The organism is Streptomyces sp. NPDC093261 (genome assembly GCF_044753645.1).
Taxonomy (GTDB): domain Bacteria; phylum Actinomycetota; class Actinomycetes; order Streptomycetales; family Streptomycetaceae; genus Streptomyces.
The window spans coordinates 184,186-201,218 of sequence record NZ_JBIVNO010000004.1; the positions used below are offsets into that span (position 1 = coordinate 184,186).

At 72.8% G+C, this 17,033-nt stretch carries 10 protein-coding genes and 1 pseudogene; 8 read left to right on the forward strand and 3 right to left on the reverse strand.

From position 1 onward, the window contains the following. From ACIP94_RS12460 to mmuM, 3 genes are all read left to right on the forward strand, one after another. Positions 1-3,598: HAMP domain-containing protein (locus ACIP94_RS12460; RefSeq protein WP_402423475.1), on the forward strand; the 3,598-nt coding region annotated here is incomplete at its 5' end. 504 nt (positions 3,599-4,102) lie between these two features. Then, the gene (locus ACIP94_RS12465; RefSeq protein WP_402424256.1) at positions 4,103-6,466 is read left to right on the forward strand and encodes a SpoIIE family protein phosphatase; all 2,364 of its coding nucleotides are present in this window, start codon (positions 4,103-4,105) and stop codon (positions 6,464-6,466) included. A 49-nt stretch (positions 6,467-6,515) separates the two neighbouring features. After that, positions 6,516-7,460: a homocysteine S-methyltransferase gene (gene mmuM / locus ACIP94_RS12470; RefSeq protein WP_402423477.1), complete on the forward strand. Its 945-nt coding sequence runs from the start codon at positions 6,516-6,518 to the stop codon at positions 7,458-7,460. 28 nt (positions 7,461-7,488) lie between these two features. Here mmuM and ACIP94_RS12475 read toward each other — a convergent pair whose 3' ends face one another. The 3 genes and pseudogenes from ACIP94_RS12475 to ACIP94_RS12485 form a co-directional block, all read right to left on the reverse strand. After that, on the reverse strand, positions 7,489-9,105 hold the full coding sequence (locus ACIP94_RS12475; protein WP_402423479.1) for a carboxylesterase/lipase family protein: 1,617 nt from the start codon (positions 9,103-9,105) through the stop codon (positions 7,489-7,491). Positions 9,106-9,427: 322 nt separating this feature from the next. After that, a pseudogene (locus ACIP94_RS12480) lies at positions 9,428-9,630 on the reverse strand (ThuA domain-containing protein); the annotation flags it as partial. A 58-nt stretch (positions 9,631-9,688) separates the two neighbouring features. After that, entirely contained in the window at positions 9,689-10,852 is a 1,164-nt protein-coding gene (locus tag ACIP94_RS12485) for a YihY/virulence factor BrkB family protein (protein ID WP_402423482.1), read from the reverse strand. Between the two features lie 122 nt (positions 10,853-10,974). On the opposite strand from ACIP94_RS12485, the gene ACIP94_RS12490 reads away from it, so the two are divergent. The 5 genes from ACIP94_RS12490 to ACIP94_RS12510 all read left to right on the forward strand — a co-directional run bounded on the left by ACIP94_RS12490 (position 10,975) and on the right by ACIP94_RS12510 (position 16,937). Further along, positions 10,975-12,609, forward strand: a complete 1,635-nt coding sequence (locus tag ACIP94_RS12490) for an acyl-CoA dehydrogenase family protein (RefSeq protein ID WP_402423485.1) — start codon at positions 10,975-10,977, stop codon at positions 12,607-12,609. 525 nt (positions 12,610-13,134) lie between these two features. After that, positions 13,135-14,424 (forward strand): GAF domain-containing protein, encoded by a 1,290-nt coding sequence (locus ACIP94_RS12495; protein WP_402423488.1) that lies wholly within the window; start codon positions 13,135-13,137, stop codon positions 14,422-14,424. Between the two features lie 257 nt (positions 14,425-14,681). After that, on the forward strand, positions 14,682-16,076 hold the full coding sequence (locus ACIP94_RS12500) for a hypothetical protein (RefSeq protein ID WP_402423491.1): 1,395 nt from the start codon (positions 14,682-14,684) through the stop codon (positions 16,074-16,076). Positions 16,077-16,156: 80 nt separating this feature from the next. Beyond that, positions 16,157-16,729 (forward strand): GNAT family N-acetyltransferase, encoded by a 573-nt coding sequence (locus ACIP94_RS12505; RefSeq protein ID WP_402423494.1) that lies wholly within the window; start codon positions 16,157-16,159, stop codon positions 16,727-16,729. A 124-nt stretch (positions 16,730-16,853) separates the two neighbouring features. After that, positions 16,854-16,937 (forward strand): putative leader peptide, encoded by an 84-nt coding sequence (locus ACIP94_RS12510; protein WP_309486338.1) that lies wholly within the window; start codon positions 16,854-16,856, stop codon positions 16,935-16,937. Positions 16,938-17,033: the final 96 nt, after the last annotated feature.

Sequence of the window (17,033 nt, forward strand, 5' to 3'; positions counted from 1 at the left end):
CCTCGAACTCAAGAACACCATCAACACGATGGTCGACCAGCTCTCCGCCTTCGCCGACGAGGTCACCCGCGTCGCCCGCGAGGTCGGCACCGAGGGGCGGCTCGGCGGACAGGCGGACGTCAAGGGCGTCAAGGGCACCTGGCGCGACCTGACCGACTCCGTCAACTTCATGGCGGGCAACCTCACCGCCCAGGTCCGCAACGTCGCCCAGGTGGCCACCGCGGTCGCCCAGGGCGACCTCTCCCAGAAGATCACCGTCGACGCCCGCGGCGAGATCCTCGAACTCAAGAACACCATCAACACGATGGTCGACCAGCTCTCCGCCTTCGCCGACGAGGTCACCCGCGTCGCCCGCGAGGTCGGCACCGAGGGAAACCTCGGCGGGCAGGCCATCGTCCGGGGCGTGTCGGGCACCTGGAAGGACCTCACGGACAACGTCAACGTGATGGCGTCGAACCTGACCGGCCAGGTCCGCTCCATCGCCCAGGTAGCCACCGCCGTGGCGCGCGGCGACCTGTCGCAGAAGATCACCGTCGAGGCGAAGGGCGAGGTCGCCGCCCTCGCGGACGTCATCAACACGATGGTCGACACACTGTCCGCGTTCGCCGACGAGGTCACCCGCGTCGCCCGCGAGGTCGGCACCGAGGGGCGGCTCGGCGGGCAGGCGCACGTGCCCAATGTGGCGGGCACCTGGAAGGACCTCACGGACAACGTCAACTCGATGGCCAACAACCTCACCGGCCAGGTGCGCAACATCGCGCTGGTGACGACCGCGGTGGCCAACGGCGACCTGTCGAAGAAGATCGACGTCGACGCCCGCGGCGAGATCCTGGAGCTCAAGACCACCATCAACACGATGGTGGACCAGCTCTCGTCGTTCGCCGCCGAGGTCACCCGTGTGGCGCGGGAGGTCGGCAGCGAGGGGCGGCTCGGCGGGCAGGCCGAGGTCGAAGGCGTCGAGGGCACCTGGAAGCGGCTGACCGAGAACGTCAACGAGCTGGCCGGGAACCTGACCCGGCAGGTCCGTGCCATCGCCGAGGTCGCGAGCGCGGTCGCGGAGGGCGATCTGACCCGCTCGATCACCGTGGAGGCCTCCGGCGAGGTCGCCGAGCTGAAGGACAACATCAACTCCATGGTCGAGTCCCTGCGGGAGACCACGCGGGCCAACCAGGAGCAGGACTGGCTCAAGACCAACCTCGCCCGGATCTCCGGGCTGATGCAGGGTCACCGGGATCTCCCCGTCGTCGCCGAGCTGATCATGGATGAGCTGTCGCCCCTGGTGTCGGCCCAGTACGGCGCCTTCTACCTCGCGGAGGACACCGAACGCGGGCCCGAACTGCGGCTGGTGGGCTCCTACGGGTACCCCGACGACAAGGAGCGCCCCACCCGTATCCCCGTCGGCCGCTCACTGGTCGGCCAGGCCGCCCGCAACCACCGCGCCATCAGTGTGGAGGAGCTTCCGCCGGGATACGTGACCATCTCCTCGGGGCTCGGCCAGGTGGTGCCGAGCGCCCTGGTGGTGCTGCCCATCGTGGTCGAGGACCAGGTGCTCGGCGTGATCGAGCTGGCCTCGGTCACCCGCTTCACCCAGATCCACCAGGACTTCCTGGGCCAGTTGATGCCGACCATCGGCGTCAACCTCAACACCATCGTGGCCAACGCCCGTACCGACGAACTGCTGGAGGAGTCCCAGCGGCTGACCACGGAACTCCAGGCGCGCTCCGAGGAGTTGCAGGTCCAGCAGGACGAGCTTCAGCGTTCCAACGCCGAGCTGGAGGAGAAGGCGTCCCTGCTGGCCTCGCAGAACCGCGACATCGAGGCCAAGAACCTCCAGATCGAACAGGCCCGGCAGGAGCTGGAGACCCGCGCCCAGGAGCTGGCGCTGGCCTCCAAGTACAAGTCGGAGTTCCTGGCGAACATGAGCCACGAGCTGCGCACCCCGCTGAACAGCCTGCTCATCCTGGCCCAGCTGCTCGCGCAGAACCCCTCGCGCAACCTCACCCCGAAGCAGGTCGAGTACGCGGGCATCATCCACTCCGCGGGCTCCGACCTGCTCCAGCTGATCAACGACATCCTCGATCTGTCGAAGGTCGAGGCGGGCAAGATGGACGTCAGCCCGGAGCGGGTCTCGCTGCGGCAGCTTCTGGAGTACGTCGAGGCCACGTTCCGCCCGATGACGACGCAGAAGAGCCTGGAGTTCACGGTCACCACCGCCCTCGGCGCCCCGGCCGACCTGCTCACCGACGACTCCCGGCTGCGTCAGATCCTGCGCAACCTGCTGTCGAACGCGGTCAAGTTCACCGAGCAGGGAAGCGTCGAGCTGCGCATCGAGCCGGCCGCCGACAAGGAGGTGCCCGGTCAGGTCGTCCGCGGCGGCGCGGTCGTGGCCTTCCGGGTGAAGGACACCGGCATCGGCATCCCCCAGCAGCAACTGGAGAGCATCTTCGGGGCGTTCCAGCAGGCGGACGGGACGACGAGCCGCAAGTACGGCGGCACCGGGCTCGGTCTGTCGATCACCCGGGAGATCGCCCATCTGCTCGGCGGCGCTGTCACGGTCGACAGCACGCCGGGGCAGGGCAGCACATTCACGCTCTATCTGCCCGTGGCGCGCGCCGACTTCGAGGAGCTGGTGGACGGCAGCGGGCGGCCGCCGGAGCAGGCCGGCCCCCCGGTGACCGCCGAGGTGGTACCGGCGCCGCGTCCAAGCTCCTCCGTCCCCGTGGCGATGCCGGGGCAGCGCAGGCGGCGGCTGCTGGTCGTGGAGGAGCGTCCGCGCGGTCTGCTGACCCTGGTCGCGGAGAGCGCGGTCGCGGACATCGCGCACGATCGCGACGGCGGCGACACGCGTAGGGCGATCGACATCATCACCGCCATCGGGGCGCAGGAGGCGGCGAGTGCGTTGGCCGCCGAGCCGTGCCACTGCGTCGTCCTCGAACTGGGCATGCCGGACGAGGAGGCGTCGCGCTTCCTGGAGGCGATGCAGGGCGACTCCGCGCTGGCGAGCGTCCCCGTGCTCGTGCACAGCGGCCACCGGGTGGACCTGTCCCAGGAGCATGCCCTGCGGTCCCGCTCGGGGGGCCGGCCGCTGGACTTCCTGTCCAGCCTGGACGAGTTGCGTGAGCACATCACCCTGCATCTGTCCGCCGAGGAACCGGGGGACGTGCTGTCCCTGGTCCGCGCCGAGGAACCGCAGCACACGGCCGCGCAGCCCCTGGACGACGCGTTCCTCGGCCGTACGGTGCTGGTGGTCGACGACGACGCGCGCAACCTCTTCGCACTGAGCGGGATCCTGGAGCTGCACGGCTTCCGCGTGCTGCACGCGGAGAACGGCCGCAAGGGCATCGAGACGCTGCTCGCCCACCCTGACATCGCGGTGGTCCTGATGGACGTGATGATGCCGGAGATGGACGGGTACGCGGCCACGGCCGAGATCCGCACGATGCCGCAGTACGCGGATCTGCCCATCATCGCCGTCACCGCGAAGGCGATGCCGGGCGACCAGGAGAAGAGCCTCGCGTCGGGGGCGAACGACTATGTCACCAAGCCCGTCGACACGAACGACCTCATCGCCTGCGTCCGACGCTGGCTGCCCGCCTGACAGGGGGTGCCCCGCCGTGCGTACCAGCCGACCGGGCGCCTGCCGGCGCCGTCCGTGTGGCGTCCCCGGACGTCCCAGCCGAGGAACAGGGCAACCGTGAGCGATCCCCAGCACGCCCCCGAGGGGCCCGCCCCGAGCCCGGCCGGCACCGAGCCGACGGATCCGGGGGCCCGCGCCGCGACGGCCGTGAGCCCGGCGACCACGGGGCCCGCCGGCCCGAGCCCGACCGCAGAGGGTCCACCCGCCGTCGGTCCGGACGCCGCGCTCCCGACGGCCGCCGACCCGGCCGTCGTCCCCGCGGCCGGCTTCGTCTCCGCCGTCGTCGGCCCGGACGGCTTCGAGTCCACCGTCGTCGGCCCGGACGGCTTCGAGTCCACCGTCGTCGGCCCGGACGGCTTCGAGTCCGCCGTCGTCGGCCTGGAGGGCTTGGAGTCCACCGGAGTCGGCCCGGACGGCAGCGCGCGGACGAGCGGCGGCTACGTCGATACCGTCGCTTCAGGTGACGTGGCGCGGCCCTCCGCCTCGCGCGTCGGAAGGCTCGCGGCCACCGTCGAACGGCTTCGGCGCGAGGTGCTGGCGGCGCACGCCCAGGCCGATGGCCGCGCCCTGATCGAACTCGCCAAGGGCATCCTGGTCGAACGGCTGGGCTGCGGCCCCGCGCAGGCGGCCCGGCAGCTCGCCGAGCTGACCGAGCAGGCGGGCGCGACCCCGCTGGAGTTCGCGGTGGAGGTCATCAACCAGGCCTCCCGCGACCGGCTGTCGGAGGTCACCTCGGGCTTCCTGGCCGCCACGACGAACTCCGGCGCCCAGGAGGAGGGCGCGACGGCCCCGGGCACGTCCTCCGCCGTACGGCTGCGGGCCGCCGAGAGCGGCGCGCTGGCCGCCGATGACACCCAGGCCGTGGCCGACTCCCTGCTGGAGCACGCCCTGACTCCGCTCGGCGCGGTGGCCGTAGCCATCTGGGCCGTGGGCTCGGACGGCTCCCTCACACTGGCCGGCAGTGCCGGGTTCTCGGCGGCGGAGGCCGGCCGCTGGCGGTATGTGCCCCCGGGGGTGGCGACCGTGGCGCGACGCGGTCTCGCCGAGCGTGCGGGGCAGTGGATCGCCTCCCTGTCCACGACGGGTCTGCCCTCCATCGGGCAGCACCACCACCCCGACGGCGGACGGGTGGCCCTGCCCGCCGGTACCGGCGGACGCATCCACGGTGTGCTGGAGATCGCCTGGCCCGCTCCGCTGGACCCGCAGCCACCGCAGATCGCCCGTCAGATCGAGGCCCTGGCCGAGCTGTGCGCGCACACCCTGGAGAGCTGTGCGCGCCCCTTCCCCGACGGGGACGCGGGGCCCCGCGTCGTACCGGACACCGCGGAGCTGATGGACCTGGCGGACGGGCTGCACGACCCCGCTCTGGTGCTGGTGCCGCATCTCGGCCCCGACGGGAATCTCGTCGACTTCCGCATCCAGCATGTCAACGGCCGCTTCCTGGACCCCGCCGGCCGGCCGCGGGGCGTTGTGAGCGGTGCCCTGCTGCTGGAGGCGTACCCGATGGCCGCCGGGCAGAGCGAGCTGTTCGACCGGATAGAGCGCGTCTACGCCACGGGCGAGCCCTTCCGCGCCCATCGGATGCGGCTCACCGCGCTGGTGGGCGACGTCCCGCTGGCGGCGGTCGCCGACATCAGCATCAGCCGGCTCGCGGGCAGCGTGCTGCTCATCTGGCGCATCGAGGACGAGGCGGCCCGTCTCGCGAGCCTGCTCCAGCACGCTCAGCGCCTCGGCCGTATCGGCGGCTTCGAGGAGAACCTGGTCACCGGTGAAATCACCTGGAACGGTCAGCTCTTCGCCCTCTACGGCAAGCCCGCGTCGAGCCTGCCGGTGCCCCTGGAGGACCTGACCGCGCACGCCCACCCGGACGACGCCGTCGCCATCGGCAGGTTTCTGCGCACCCTGCTCCACCACCGGCGGCCGGCGTCCACGGCCTTCCGGCTGCAACGCCCGGACGGGGTGACGCGGCACATCCGGGTCGTGGCCGAACCGGTCCTCGACTCCGACGGGCGGCTGTTCGTCGTACGGGGGGCATACCAGGACATCTCCGCCCAGCACTGGACGGAGATGGCGCTCGCCGCGACCCGCGACCAGCTCGCGCACACCGAGCAGCAGGCGAGTGAGCGCAACCGGCTCACCCTCCAGTTGCAGCACGCCATCATGCCCCCGGCGCAGGCCCCGCTGGAGGCCGACGGCCTCCAGGTGGCGGTGCGCTACCGGCCCGCGGAGACCGAGCAACTGGTGGGCGGCGACTGGTACGACGCGGTCGTCCTGCCGTCCCGGCTGGTGCTGCTGTGCGTGGGCGACGTCGCCGGACACGGCATCGAGGCGGCCACGAGCATGGTCGTCCTGCGCAACGCGCTGCGCGGGCTCGCCGTGACGGGCGCCGGGCCGGCTCAGTTGCTGTCCTGGCTCAACATGGTGGCGCACCATCTGACCGGCGCGGTCACCGCCACGGCCGTCTGCGGCCTGTACGACCCGAACCGCCACACCCTTCGCTGGGCCAGGGCGGGCCACCTGCCCCCCGTCCTGGTGCGTGAGGGCGAGACAGCGGTGCTGCCCCTGGTCAAGGGCATGCTGCTCGGGGCCGTACCGGAGGCGGTGTACGAGGAGCACGAGGTCCAGCTCGCCGTCGACGACACGCTTCTGATGTACACGGACGGCCTGATCGAACGCCGTGACCGCTCCGTGGAGGAGTCCCTCGCCCAGTTGCTGACCGCCGCGCGGACCGTTCCGCCGACGCTGGACCAGCAGCTGGACCGCCTGCTGACCTACAGCAGGTCGGACACCGACGACGACACCTGCATCGTGGGCATCCGGGTCGCCTGAGGCCCGCCCGAGCTGTCCCGGGGAGGGCTCGTTCGACTAGCGTCAGGCCATGACCGGCAACACCACTCCCCCCCTCGCCGAGGCGCTCGCCGCCGGGACGCTCGTCCTGGACGGCGGCATGTCGAACCAGCTCGGGTCGGCCGGGCACGACCTGAGTGACGCGCTGTGGTCGGCGCGGCTGCTCGCGGACCGGCCCGAGGCGATCACCGAGGCGCACCTCGCGTACTTCGAGGCGGGCGCGGACGTGGCGATCACGTCGAGCTACCAGGCGACCTTCGAGGGCTTCGCCCGGCGCGGCCTCGACCGCGACCGCGCGGCCGGACTGCTCGCCCTGAGTGTCGGCCTCGCCCGCGAGGCGGCGACGCGGGCGCGGGCGCGGGGCATCACCCGGCCGCTGTGGGTGGCGGCGTCCGTCGGCCCCTACGGGGCGATGCTCGCTGACGGCTCCGAGTACCGGGGCCGCTACGGCCTCACGATCGCCGAGCTGGCGGCCTTTCACCGCCCGCGCCTGGAGGTGCTGGCGGCGGCCGGCCCCGATGCCCTGGCCCTGGAGACGGTGCCCGACGCGGACGAGGCCGAGGCCCTGCTGCGGACGGTGCGCGGGCTCGGCGTCCCCGCCTGGCTGTCGTACACGATCTCCGGCGACCGTACGCGCGCCGGGCAGCCGCTCGAGGAGGCGTTCGCCCTGGCCGCCGACGCGGACGAGGTCATCGCGGTGGGCGTGAACTGCTGCGCCCCCGAGGATGTCGACGCCGCGGTGGAGACGGCCGCGCGGGTGACCGGCAAGCCGGTGGTGGTGTACCCGAACAGCGGCGAGCGGTGGGACGCCGGGGCCCGTGCCTGGGACGGTCGCAGCACGTTCACCGCCACGCAGGTGGCGGGCTGGCGCGCGGCCGGGGCCCGGCTGATCGGCGGATGCTGCCGGGTGAGCCCGGCGGCGATCACAGCGATCGCGGACGTGCTCGGGGCGACGGCGGACACGGCGTCCGACTGAGCCCCGCCGGGCCCGCGTCGGCCATGCCTCACAGCCGCGAGGTGGCTCCCGGGCGGCGCAGGCGCCGTAGCACCGACAGCGGGGGCGCGCCCCTGAGAAGCGAGCCGCTTCCGCCCGGCGCGGCGGGCGCGGGCTCCGGCCGGATGGACGCCGCCTCCCAGAGCGCCGTCTCGGGGTCTCGGAGGCCGTGGACAACGGGCTCCCCGTCACCGCCGAAGACGCGCACGGGATGGGTGGTGTCCCAGGCCGGCCAGCCCGGGTCGCCGTCCGTCGCGAAGCGCACCCACGCCGTGTGCATTTCGCGGGCGAGTTCACGGGGCGCGCCGGGGCCGGCCAGTTTGGCCGAGTCCGGCACTTCCGCGCTGTCGAACACGAAGCCCAGCTCCAAGGCGTGACAGGCGCCGAGGCCGGGCAGCCGGGAGCGCCAGGCGAACTCATAGACGTGGCAGGGCGCACGGTCGCCGTCCGTGCGCGAGCCGGCCAGCCGGCGCAGCGGATACCGGAGCAGATGGTCGGTGACCATCTGGCCCACGAGGTCGGAGGCGGTGGCGTCCGGGTGGGCGGTGCGATAGCCGCGCGGCACCTCGGGGCCGCAGCGGCAGCGGGCCATGGCCCCGGCCAGAGCCACCGCGCCCAGCCTGTCGATGTGCTCGGTCAGCCCGGTGGGCACGAGCCACAGCCGGTACTCCTCACTGGTCCAGCCGAGGAGCAGGGGTACGTCCCGGGCGGCGCCGTCGAGCAGGGCCTCAAGCGGGTCGCGGGGCACCAGGTCGCCGTCGACGACGATCCCGAAGGCGGGGCCGCCGAGGATAGGACCGGCCCGGCGGCCCACCTCCGCCTGGGTCTCGGCCAGCAGCGTGCGGTCCACCTCGGCGAACGCTGCCGCGGTGGCCGGTACCTTCAGTCGGGTCGCCATCCGCCGCACCAGCCGCCGCACCTTGTCCCGTTCGGCCGACTCGGGCGGCCCGCTCTGCAGCACGGCCCGGTGGAACAGTCCCCGGGCGCGGGGACTCGCCAGCAGCGCGCCGATGCTGATGGCGCCCGCGGACTCGCCGAAGACGGTCACCCGGTCCGGGTCCCCGCCGAACGCGGCGACGGCGTCGTGCACCCACTCCAGAGCGGCGAGCTGGTCGCGCAGCCCGGGGTTGGGCGGGGCGTCCGGGAACAGTCCGTACCCCTCCACTCCGAGGCGGTAGTTGAAGGAGACGAGGACGACCCCGTCGCGGGCGAAGGAGCTGCCGTCGTACACGGGTACGGCGGAGGAGCCGCGGGTCAGGGCACCGCCGTGGATCCAGACCATGACCGGGAGCCGGGCCCCCGCCTCCGGTGCCGGTGTCCACACATTGAGGTTGAGACAGTCGTCGCCCGCGACCACCGGATCGGACAGATAGCGGGAGAAGGCCTGCGAGTACGGCGGTTTGGGGGGCGTCGGCCCGAACGCGCCCGCGTCCCGCACGCCCTCCCAGGGCTCGGGCGGCACGGGCGGGCGGAAGCGGCGCGGGCCGAAGGGCGGGGCGGCGAAGGGGATGCCCCGGAAGACGGCGATCCCGTGCTCGTACCGCCCGCGCACGGCTCCGTACGGTGTGCGGACCACGGGGTCCGCCGTGTCCACCGGGTCCGCGGTCACCTCGTACGCACGCTCCATCCGGTCTCTCCTCCTCGTCTGGGGCCCACCCGATGGCCCGGGAAGCGCCCGACACCGCCCGGGGGCCCACCCGATCGCCCGGCAAGCGCCCGACACCGCCCGGGGGCCCACCCGATCGCCCGGCAAGCGCCCGACACCGCCCGGGGGCCCACCCGATCGCCCGGGAAGCGCCCGACACCGCCTGGGGCCCACCGGATCGCACGGGACCTGCCCGCCTCACCGCATCTCATCTCTTCCCCGCCCGGCCGCACTTCCGTCGGGATCCGGCCCGGCTTCCGCGGCACGGCGTATCGGGGGGTGCCCCCTGCGCCGGGCCGTCCGGCTACCCCGTCCGGGCCGCCCAGCGGATGCCGCCGGGCAGACGGGCCTGGAAGGCGGGATCCCCTACGCCTCGCGGGCGTGGCCGAGCGTCGTGTAGAAGACCCGTCCCGCGCCCTGTTCACGGCACCACACCAGCGGATGGTCCTGGCCCATCCCGCCGCCCTCGTACGGGGATGCGTCCGCTGGGGCGAGGACACGTACCGAACACGGCCCGAGCCTGGGGGCTGTCGTCACACCCGCGTCGGCGGCGTCGTAGCGGCCGTCAGTCCCCCGCGGTCCCGCCCTTCTTCCCGGGCTGCCGGGGCGCGCTGCGGGCATGCGTCGTCCGCAGGCGGGAGGTCACGTCCTCGTGGGGCAGGAAGCGGGACCAGCGCTCCGGGAACTCGGAGGGCATGTCCGGATCGTCGGGGTCGTCGGGCTCGGCGGCGCGCGCCGCGGCGACGCGGGCCACGTACTCGGCGGCCTGCTCCTGTCGCAGCCGCTCGTTCGCCGCGCGCGCCACGGCCGTGGCCGCGGCGGGCCACACCCGGTCGATGGCCGCGTTGACGGCGGCGCCGACCAGTACGGCGAAGGCGGACACCCCGATCCACAGCAGCACGGCCACGGGCGCGGCGAGCGAGCCGTAGATCGTCGGCCCCTCGATCGTGTGGGTCAGGTAGATGCGCAGCAGGAAGCTGCCCAGCACCCACATCGCGAGGGCCACCAGGGCTCCGGGCGCGTCCTCCACCCACGGTGAACGCACCGGCACGGACACGTGGTAGAGCGTCGTCAGGAAGACGATCGACAGGACGATGACCACGGGCCAGTACAGGATCTGCACCACCGTCGTGGACCACGGCACGACGTTCACCACGGCGTCCGGCCCGGCGACCATCAGCGGCAGGGCCACCGAGCCGATCAGCAGTGCCACGATGAACAGGACGAACGAGAGCAGCCGGGTCTTCACGATGCCCCGGGTGCCGTCGAGCCCGTACATCACCGTGATCGTGTCGATGAAGACGTTCACGGCCCGGGATCCCGACCACAGGGCGAACAGGAACCCGATGGAGATGACGTCGGGCCGGCCGCCCTTCATCACGTCGTGCAGGATCGGCTGGGCGATCTCCGTGACGCCCTTGTCGGACAAAACCGTGCGGGACGCCTCCAGGAGGTTGCGCTCCAGGCTCTGGATGGTGTCGGCGCCGGTCCAGGCGTCCACGTATCCGAGCAGCCCGATGAGGCTGAGCAGCAACGGCGGCACGGACAGCAGCGTGAAGAACGCCGCCTCGGCCGCGAGCCCGAGGATCCGGTACTCCATGCACGAGTTGACCGTGTCCTTCAGCAGCAGCCAGGCGGTCCTGCGCTTGGAGACGTTCCGGTACAGGGCGCGGGCCCGGTGGAGACGGCCGGAGGGCCGCTGGGCGGGTTCACTTGCTGCTGACTGCACGCCTTAACCGTATCGGCCGCCCGGGCCTGCGCTCATCCCCTGCCCGGGCCGCTTCCCGAGGGGGTGGCGTATGCCTGGGAGAGACGGGTGACCTAGGGCGTACCGAGGGGTAGGTTCGCTTCATGGCTGCCACCACGCACACCGTGACCAACCAGGCTCCGCCTCTGGTCGGGTATGACGTCTTCACCGCCGACCGCGCCCTTGTGGAGGCCGTCGATCGGCATCTCGACCCCGCGCTCCTCGATGAGGCCCGCTCTGATTTGTCCGGATTCGGGCGCGGTGCCGGTTCCGCCCAGGTGCAGGAGTGGGGGTTCCAGGCCAACGAGAACCCACCGAAGCTGCGCACCCACGACCGCTACGGCAACCGCGTCGACGAGGTCGAGTTCCACCCGGCCTGGCACCGGCTGCTCGGCAAGGGGGTCGCCGCGGGGCTGACCGCGGCCTGGGTGCGGCCGGGCGGTCATGTGCGGCGCGCGGCCGCGTTCGTGGTCTGGTCGCAGGTCGAGGCGGGCAACGGCTGCCCGTTGTCGATGACGCATGCCGCGGTGCCGGCCCTGCGCACGGACCCGGCGCTCGCCGCCGAGTGGGAGCCCCGGCTGACCTCACTGATCTACGACCGGGATCTGCGCCCCGCCGCGCAGAAGGCCGGGGTGCTCTTCGGCATGGGGATGACGGAGAAGCAGGGCGGCAGCGACGTACGCGCGAACACGACCGAGGCCCGGCCGCTCGCGGAGGACGGGACGTATGCGCTGAGGGGCCACAAGTGGTTCTGCTCGGCGCCCATGTCCGACGGGTTCCTGGTGCTGGCGCAGGCACCGGGAGGGCTGACCTGCCTCCTCGTTCCGCGTGTGCTGGAGGACGGCACGCGGAACGTGTTCATGATCCAGCGGCTCAAGGACAAGCTGGGCAACCGGTCGAACGCCTCCAGCGAGGTGGAGTTCGACGGGACCTGGGCGCGCCGGGTCGGCGAGGAGGGGCGCGGGGTGCGGACCATCATCGAGATGGTCGCGGCCACGCGGCTCGACTGCGTCCTAGGCTCGACGGCGCTGATGCGGCAGGCGCTGGTGCAGGCGATCCACCACTGCACCTATCGGGAGGCGTTCGGCGGCCGGCTCGTCGACAAGCCGCTGATGCGCAATGTGCTGGCCGATCTGGCCCTGGAGTCGGAGGCGGCGACGACGCTGGCGCTGCGGCTGGCGGCGGCGTACGACGACGGGAGCGAGCAGGAGCGGGCGTTCCTGCGGCTCGCGGTGCCCGCCGCCAAGTACTGGGTGACCAAGCGCTGCACCCCGGTGGTGGCCGAGGCCTCCGAGTGCCTCGGCGGCAACGGCTATGTCGAGGAGTCGGGCATGCCCCGGCTGCTGCGGGAATCGCCGCTGAACTCGATCTGGGAGGGCGCGGGCAATGTGCAGACGCTCGATGTGCTGCGGGCCCTTCAGCGCGAGCCGGGGTCCCTGGACGCCTTCCTCAAGGAGGTCGGCCGGGCACGCGGCGCGGACCACCGGCTGGACGGCGCGATCAAGGATCTGCTGACCGAACTCGCCGATCTGGAGGGCATCGAGGCGCGGGCGCGCCGTCTGGTGGAGCGGATGGCGCTGGTGCTCCAGGGATCGCTGCTGGTGCGGTACGCGCCGGCGGAGGTCGCCGACGCCTTCTGCGCCTCCCGGCTGGGCGGCGACTGGGGCACGGCCTTCGGCACACTGCCGCACACACTGGATCTGGCCACGGTGGTGGAACGGGCGCGACCGGTCGTTTGACGCCTTCGCGACGCAACAGGCCCAACCGGTCGTATCAGGACACATTCAGGACACCGTCAGGCACATCAGGGCGTACGACGCAACCTGCCCCCGAGGCCGGGTGTGTCTCCGGCCGTCGCGCCGGAGCGCGAGCGGGAGTGGTGCTGCGCCGACACGGCACCACCCCCGCTCACCTGGCCCCCCTCAAGGAGCGCGGACGCCGCCGAAGCGACGTTGCACAAGTTTCAACCAGCCCGGGGACGTCCGCCAGGGTTGCAGAGGGTTGCAACTTTGTGCCCGCAGTTGGCCGGACTGCGCCCCTCCGCCGTGGGCAGACGGCAATATGAGAACCACCGTCAACACGGGTCCGGGCAGTATCCGGCCGGAAACGGCCCACGGGCAGGGCGAGCGTGCCGCGGAGACCGAGGCCAGGGGCGTGAGGCCCCGACGAGGAGGGGCTGCCCACGGCCGAGTTCTCGGAACCGGCCCGGGCGACCCGCGTCGGACGAGCCAGACGGCAGCGGCAGGTCCTTGGGGGAGGTTCCAGTGGCGCTCTCGGCGCAAGACGTCACACGGCTCGCCGCCCTGAACCCCGCGCAGGCGGCACGCGTGCTCAGCGAGGTGCGCAGCGCGACGCTCGCGGGGCAGCGCGCCCCCGTCCCGCCGCGCCCGGTGATCGAGGCGTCGTGGGGGCGTGCGCTGCGCGGCGGAGTCGACCCCGACCAGGGCGTCCGGACCGATCCGCTCAGCCACGACGAGATCGAACGGCGCCGCCGGGACTCGCCGCTCAGTCAGGTGCTGCCGGTGCTGCGGGAGGGCCTGCTGTCGGTCGCGGACGGCGCCCACCACATCATGGCGGTCGCCGACGCGGACGGACGGGTGCTGTGGCGCGAGGGCAACGCGTCGGTACTGCGCAGGGCGGACGGACTGGGCTTCGAGCCCGGTGCGGACTGGGGCGAGGAAGTCGTCGGCACCAACGGCGTGGGCACCGCCGCCGTGACCCGACGCCCGGTCCAGGTGTTCGCGTCCGAGCACTTCGTCCTCGCCCACACCTCCTGGACCTGCGCCGGCGCCCCGATCACGGACCCGCGCGACGGCCGGCTGATCGGCGTCGTCGATGTCAGCGGCCCGCTGCAGACGATGCATCCGGCGACGCTCGCCTGGGTAAACACGGTGGCCAAGCTCGCCGAGGCCCGGCTGCGCGAGCTGCACCTGACCTCGCTGGACCGGCTGCGCGCGGTGGCGGCGCCGCTGCTCGCCGGGCTCGGCGGCCGGGCGTTGGCGGTGGACAAGGACGGCTGGACGGCGGCGGTGACGGGGATGCCGTATGCGACCCGGGTGGCCCTGCCCGTGGCGCTCGCACCCGGCCGCTGTCTGCTGCCGGCGGTGGGGCCCTGCACGGTGGAGCCGCTGCCGGAGGGCTGGCTGATCCGCGCGGCGGACGCGCCCGCGCCGGAGCACGCCACCCGTGTGGTCCTGGATGTGGCGCACCCGCGCCGCTGGTCCGTGACGGTCTCGGGCGACACGGGGTCCTGGACCCACGAACTGAGCCCCCGGCACGCCGAGTTGCTGTATCTCCTCGCGCTCCACCGCGCCGGCCGCTCGGCCGCGGCGCTCTCCGCCGACCTGTTCGGCGACCCCGCTCGCACGGTCACGGTGCGCGCGGAGATGTCCCGGGTCAGGCGGTACCTCGGGGCCTTTCTGGAACACCGGCCGTATCGTTTCCGCGATGCGGCGGAGGTGGAGGTGCTGCTGCCCCCCGACCCCGAGGACCTGCTGCCGCACTCGGTGGCTCCGGCGGTGGTGAGGGCCAGGACCGCGCCCCCGCCGTCCTGACGGCGGGGGGCGCGGCCGTGACATCGAGGCCGTGACGTCGAAGAGCGGCGTCCGTGACACCGGTGACGGGCGGGGCGCGCCCGGTGCGAACGGCCGCACATCCCCTAGCCCTCACGGTGGGGATATCCCTCCTTTTCCCGGGTCTTGGACCGGTACCGCATGCGTCTGCCGTAGCATCCCCTTCACAGGCCACCCCACCCGCTCCCCCAGTCAACGTCCGGACCACAAGGAGCAGTTGGCCTACGCCAGGAGGTTGTATGAAGCACCGTGGCCGCCATCGCCGCAGGCGCCGGGGCCGTGCGCTGCGGGCCACGCTGGCCGGTACCGCGCTGGCGCTCACCGCCGCCGCCACGCTGATCAGCACCTCCCAGGCCGCGGGCGGGGACAACCCCGGGGGCCTGACCCGGGTCTCCGCCGCGGCGGAGACCGCCGGGCTCCGCCTTCACGAGGACCTCACCGACCACCGCACGCTCGACTCGCTCACCCGCGCGATGGGCGGCCGCGTGGGTGTCCACGACGTTCTTCAGGCCGCCGACCACCCGATGCGGGACCAGTCAGCGTGCGATACCGCCGAGACGGCCGCGCTGCCGGTGAAGCCGACGGCCACGCGCGCGTACTGCTGGGACAACGGCGACGCGACGACCACCCAGTGGCTGCCCCGGTCCGTCACCACCTCCGGGGACGCCGACGACGACGGCCGCTGGGGCCCCGACCGGGTCATCCTGTCCGGCTGGACGCACGACGACCGCCACGCCGGGCCCACCTCCCCCGCCGCCGACCGGGGCCTCGCCCGGGTCGCCTTCATCGACGCGAACGATCCGGCGCGCCTCGCCTACCGATGGGTCCTGCTGGTCGCCCCGAGCGCCGGCGGCAAGGACTTCCAGGCCGTGCGCACACGTCTGTCCGGAATGGTGTGGTACCAGGACAAGCTGATCGTCACCGCCCGCGACTCCCTGCTCGTCTTCGACCTGCGACGCATCCTGAAGGCGGACGTCGACAGTGACGCCGTCGGCCGGGTCAAGGGCGGCTACTCGGCGCACGGCTACCAGTTCGTCCTGCCCGTGATCGGGTCGTACCGCCTGACCGGCGGCCCCTGTTCGACGGCCGACGACCGCGCGGTGCCCTGCTTCTCCGCCCTCTCCCTGGACCGTACCTCCACCCCGGACAGCCTGGTGGCGAGCGAGTGGTTCCCGCCCGGAGGCGCCGGCCGGCCGGCCCGTCTGTGGCGCTACGCCTACAGCACCGCGCCCGGGCACACCGGACTGCTGGCCACGGACGCGCATGGAGACGTCCGGACCACGGAGGCCTACGAGACCGACGCGGCCGGAGTGCAGGGCGTGCTGTCGCACAGGCACCCCGGAGCGGCCGGGTCCGACTGGTACGTCGACCGCGCGCCCACCGTCGGCGGCCGGCACGGAACGCTCTGGCGGCAGACCGCGTCCGGGGCCAAGGCGGCCACCTGCGCGGCCGACGAGACCCACGCCTGCTGGGGCCGGCACACCACGTCCCTGTCGTACTGGCAGCAGACCGGCGAGCTGTGGACGCTGACGGAGGGCGCGATCGGCGGGGACGAGGACTCGGGGACGGGCGCGGCCGACGGGCGGGTGCTGTACGCGGTCCCGCTGGACTCCGTGGACGACGCGCTGGAGTAGCGAACGCGGGCCGGCCGGGGTCGGGTCCGGACCGCGGACCCACCTCGTCAGGCCGCGCGGCCCCATGATTCCCTGACCGCATGAGCACCCTCACCGTGACCACGTGGTCCCTGGAACAGACCTCCCCGGCCGATCTGCGCCCCGCCACGGCCCCCGAGGGCGATGTCCGGATCGTCCGCGCGGAGGTGCCCTCGCCGGAGTTCAGCCGCTTCCTGTACGCGTCGGTCGGCGGTGACATCCGCTGGACCGACCGGCTGGGCTGGCCCTACGCACGGTGGCAGGAGTATCTGGACCGGCCGGGCGTGGAGACGTGGGTGGCCTACGACCGGGGCACGCCCGCCGGGTATGTCGAACTGGACCCGGTGGACGAGGGAGTCGTCGAGATCGCCTACTTCGGGCTCATCCCGGCGTTCCGCGGGCGGCGGATCGGGGGGCACCTCCTGTCGTACGGCACGGCGCGTGCCTGGGACCTCGCGGACCGCTGGCCGGGGCGTGTGCCGACGAAGCGGGTGTGGCTGCACACCTGCAGCAAGGACGGCGAGTTCGCCATGGACAACTACCAGCGCCGGGGCTTCCGGCTCTTCGACACCAAGGTCGAGGAGGAGCCCGAGGCGCCCACTCCGGGTCCCTGGCTGGGGGCTTACCCGGCCTGACCGCGTCCATGCGGCGCCTTCCGCCGTGTGACCAGGGACACCCCTGTCCCGTATTTCGGGACAAGGGTGTCCACATGACGGATGGATCTGGACTGGTTCCAATACGCCGTGACACGCTTCCGTCATGTCTGGAACTGGAATCGCCTTGGTGAGTCGACGACACGTCGATCTCGGCCGCATGTCCAGCGCCATCTGTCCGGCGAGCTGAGACCACAGCCAGTTCCCGCCTTTTTCTTCTTCTCTTCGCCCTCGCGCAGCGTCGCGCACGTGTGACGTGCGCCGGTAAGCGCAGGTCAGAGCCGCT